Origin of the sequence: Mycobacterium sp. SMC-18 (assembly GCF_045310895.1) — a bacterium.
Taxonomy (GTDB): domain Bacteria; phylum Actinomycetota; class Actinomycetes; order Mycobacteriales; family Mycobacteriaceae; genus Mycobacterium.
The window spans coordinates 1-3,739 of record NZ_JBJIAL010000101.1 but is presented as its reverse complement, the minus strand read 5'-3'; the positions used below and the strand labels follow the sequence as shown (position 1 = coordinate 3,739).

Genomic DNA, 3,739 nt, shown 5'->3' with positions numbered 1-3,739 from the left:
ACCGTCAGACGGCGATCAACACACCGAAACGGAGGTCGCCTGAAACACCCCGATCCACAGGTATTGACAATTGCTCTCCCGCGGCGGGTTGACCAGCAAGATCCACCATCTCGTCGACGGCCGAGGACGGCCCTTGGTGGTGCTCGTGGGCGCAGGCCAATCCCACGACGGCCCGGTGTTCGAGCATTTGCTCGCCCACCTGAAAGTTGACCGCCCCGGCGGCGGACGGCCCCGCACCCGCCCCGATCGCGTCCGCGCAGATAAGGCCTATTCGAGTCGCGCCACCCGCGCGCTGTTGCGGCGACGCGGCATCGGTGCAGTGATCCCGGAACCGTCCGATCAGATCGCCAACCGCAAACGCCGGGGCTCGGCCGGCGGTCGGCCACCGGCCTTCGATGCCGAGGATTACAAGGGCCGCAACGTGGTTGAACGCAACTTCAACGACGTCAAGCAATGGCGCGCACTGGCCACCCGCTACGACAAGCTGGCCATCGTCTACCGTGCCGCGGCAGTCCTACGAGCGGTCACACTCTGGCTGCCCCATTTATCGGACACGCCCTAGCGGGCCGAGTTCTGTGACCCGCGTTCTCGGAAATTGTGCGGATCTATGGGCGCACCGAGAGCGAGTAAGCGCTGAGAGTCTGCACCAATCATCGGGCCATGAGCGGCGCGAGCCACGCGAGTTCGTCTTGCATCAGTGGGTTCCAGAACGCGGGGCCGTGACCGCCGGGTGAGAGACCGCCTGCGGCGCCGTTCGGCAATTGAGCGATGAAAGCTCTGGTTGCGGCAGCGAACCCGTCGCTCTCACCGCAGTCGATCCGGATCGGAATCGAGGCCAACGAGCGCTGTCCCCATACCGAGTTCGCGGCATAGTCTTCCGGGCCGTCGAAGGCTCCCTCCGGCACCGTTTCAGGCGAGGTCCACAGTGCTGGGCTGACAGCGCAGATCGCCGCCGTCCGGGCGCGACCCAACCGGGCGCCCAAGAGAAGTGCGCCGTACCCGCCCATTGACCAGCCCAGGAACCCCACCCGCGACGTATCCAGGCCCTGCCCGGCCAGCATCGGTATCAGCTCATTGAGCACCATGGCTCCCGGGTCGTCTCCGTTGGCCCGCTTGTGCCAAAAGTTGTCGCCGCCGTCGACGCCGACGACTGCAAACGGCGGCAATCCTGCCTTCACAATCTCATCCAGGCGGTCCGGAAAGTCTGCCGACATGGTCTCGTCGAGATTGCTGCCCCTGCCGTGCAACGCGATGACAGGGCGAAGCGGCCCACCACGGCCGGGTGGCCGTGCGATGGCCCACCTGGTTGACACGCCGCCCCGCGCCTCGGAGAGGAAAGTATTGGCTCCGCTCGTTGCGGGGGCCGGATGTGCGGTGGCACGGGGCCGGCGAACAGTCGTGCCCAGTACATACGCGCCGACGGCTCCGGCGCCGGCGATGGCGCCGCAACCGATGAAGGCGCGCCGGGTCAGCTGGGCCATGGCGCCATCATGCCATCAACCCGGCGCAGCAGGCGTGGCGATTTGCCCAGAGCTGCGTAGCGACGCAAATGGAGTTCGATGATGTCGAAATGACCATCTGACGCGGGAAGTTTTCGCGTCTGCGGTAACTTTGGACCGGTGGCGACCATTATGGCGGGGAGCCGCATGTTGATGTCGATGCGAAAGCGCTGGTGGGGCAACGTGACCGGGGTGTATCGCTCCACTCCCTTGGACAGGTCTTGGTCCGGCAGTCGGATAGTTGCAGTCGTCGGACCCTTGGAGGGGCTCACCGCCGATGAGGTGCAATCCCGACTGTCGACGATAGTCACAAGTTCGGCAACCCCCAGGATTGCGATCGCGCCAAGCCAGAGCCAAGCGTGCTGGCCGTACCGTCCTGATCTCATCGACGATGCGGTTCACGTCGTGGCAGACACTGCCTCAATCGATCTCGGCGCCTTTCTCACCGGGATCGGACACCGCCAGGGTCGGCGGAATCCAACCGACGTCTTCGTCTCCGGCGGTTTCCTTGCCGTCGAATACCCACACGCGGTCGGTGACGGACATTACGGGTTGAGCATCATCGGTGCGCTGGCTGCCGGACTACCGGAGTTGCCGTCGGATCTGCCGCATACCGTGGTTTGGCGGGCGTTGTGGCGGCACTACGCTAGGCGCCCTGCGCTGCTGAGATCGCTCTGGACTCTGCGAAAAGAACAGCGGCGCAGAACTTCTGGTATTTCCGAAGCCGGCGCCGTGGCCGATTGGCGGTCGTTGAGGCGAGTCGCCACACGTCGGTTCGATGCGCGCCAGATCGGTCGATTGCAGGATTGGGTTGACAAGCATGCGCCCGACTCGACGCGGGTGGCGGTGATGTCAGCCTTGTGGCTCGCCGCGCTGCGATCAGTGCAGCTGCCCATCGACGAGCATGTGGTGGTGTTGTTCAATTGCCGGCGGTACCTGCCTCGCGAATATGCGGCCGCCCTGGGAAATTTCGCGATCGGGATTCCACTTAGGATAGGTACATTGCCGCCGGACCAGATCACGGCTCAGCTGCGCAAAGTGACTGAAACAGGATGGCCCATCATGTCCATCGGGATCGGCGCGCTCCGCTCGTTGTTGGGTGGCTTTACCCGCACGAGAGCCGCAGAACCAGACGTTGGCACAGAACGGATTCGGCTGTCCGTGAGTGATATGGGCCGGCTTCCATTCGATCACCTACCGTGGGTGCGTGATGCGCCGCAACTGGCGACTGCGTTCGTCGACCTCGATCGACCCGATGCGATGACGCTACTGATTTCCGACACCACCAACAGTCGCAACGTCTCCGTCACATACTGCGAAGCCACCGTGTCGGGGGAAGTTGTGGAGGCGGCGCTTGACCGGATGTACACGGAGCTGACGGAACTGCTGTCTGCGCTGTGATTTCGGTTGGTGATCCAACCGCGTGCTCGGCCGTCATCTGCCGGTCGGATCAACCGACAGGTGTCCGCACCGAGATGATGTTCGATGACGAAGACAGCCGGCCGACACCATCTTGAGCGCGCACTCCGTACAGGTAGGTCTGGCCGGGTAGGGCCGATCGGTCGGCGAGGGTAGCCGACGATCCCGACGCCACCATGGTCCAGTACTGTCCCGAGGGGTCGCCACGCCAGAGGTAGTAACCGACGACTCCGGAACCCTGTCCGTCGTTCGATGCCTGCCAGGCCACCGTGACGCTGGTCGGGGCGACGCTGACGGCAGTGACGCCCGCCGGTGCGGTCGGCGGGGTGACATCGACGTTGCCGTCCCATTGCTGCAGCACGCGTAAGCGGCTCCACGGAATCGCGTTCATGTCGTAGTAGTCCCATGCGAGACCGGCACTTTGGTAGGCAGCCGGAATCTGGCCGGGCTTGCCGATCAGGCTCGGATCACTTTCGAAAACCACCGCGATGGACGCCCCGGCATTGTCGACGACGTACGCACCGAATGTCTGGAGTGCCTTCGCGATCACTTGTTGCCCGTAAGGCAGTGCGCCGACGTTGATCGACGGATCCAGTTGAACCCGTGAGCCTTCGGGGACGCAGTTCGCGCTTGCGTCGAAACCGTCGGTATGCGATGCGGGGTAGCGAAAGTACCCCGGACACGCGAGGCTCGATGCAATGGCCAGTGCGTGCGGAATCAAACCTGCCTGGATTTCGCGCATCCTGAACCGCCCCGAGTTTGGTGCACACCGGTTTATTGGTGCGCAGCCTCTGATTGGGCTGTGTTCGTAGCGTAGTAGA

General features: G+C 63.9%; 5 protein-coding genes. 2 read left to right on the top strand and 3 right to left on the bottom strand.

Going from position 1 to position 3,739, the window contains the following annotated elements; genetic code table 11:
- Positions 1 to 88: 88 nt before the first annotated feature.
- Positions 89 to 562: an IS5 family transposase gene (locus ACJH6J_RS30160; RefSeq protein WP_406805018.1), complete on the top strand. Its 474-nt coding sequence runs from the start codon at positions 89 to 91 to the stop codon at positions 560 to 562.
- 88 nt (positions 563 to 650) lie between these two features.
- Here the strand turns inward: ACJH6J_RS30160 and ACJH6J_RS30155 are convergent, their stop codons facing one another.
- Both ACJH6J_RS30155 and ACJH6J_RS30150 read right to left on the bottom strand, forming a co-directional pair.
- On the bottom strand, positions 651 to 1,481 hold the full coding sequence (locus tag ACJH6J_RS30155; RefSeq protein ID WP_406774592.1) for an alpha/beta hydrolase: 831 nt from the start codon (positions 1,479 to 1,481) through the stop codon (positions 651 to 653).
- Positions 1,469 to 1,810 (bottom strand): hypothetical protein, encoded by a 342-nt coding sequence (locus ACJH6J_RS30150; protein ID WP_131808694.1) that lies wholly within the window; start codon positions 1,808 to 1,810, stop codon positions 1,469 to 1,471. Before ACJH6J_RS30150 ends, ACJH6J_RS30155 begins: the two co-directional genes overlap by 13 nt.
- 94 nt (positions 1,811 to 1,904) lie before the next feature.
- On the opposite strand from ACJH6J_RS30150, the gene ACJH6J_RS30145 reads away from it, so the two are divergent.
- On the top strand, positions 1,905 to 2,900 hold the full coding sequence (locus tag ACJH6J_RS30145) for a hypothetical protein (RefSeq protein ID WP_165605494.1): 996 nt from the start codon (positions 1,905 to 1,907) through the stop codon (positions 2,898 to 2,900).
- A gap of 49 nt (positions 2,901 to 2,949) precedes the next feature.
- On the opposite strand, the gene ACJH6J_RS30140 is transcribed toward ACJH6J_RS30145, so the two are convergent.
- Entirely contained in the window at positions 2,950 to 3,660 is a 711-nt protein-coding gene (locus tag ACJH6J_RS30140) for a fibronectin type III domain-containing protein (RefSeq protein ID WP_406805017.1), read from the bottom strand.
- Positions 3,661 to 3,739 lie beyond the last annotated feature (79 nt).

Excerpts from the sequence above, each read along its gene's own strand:
- ACJH6J_RS30155 (WP_406774592.1), bottom strand. The coding sequence starts at position 1,481 with ATGGCCCAGCTGACCCGGCGCGCCTTCATCGGTTGCGGCGCCATCGCC.
- ACJH6J_RS30140 (WP_406805017.1), bottom strand. The coding sequence starts at position 3,660 with ATGCGCGAAATCCAGGCAGGTTTGATTCCGCACGCACTGGCCATTGCA.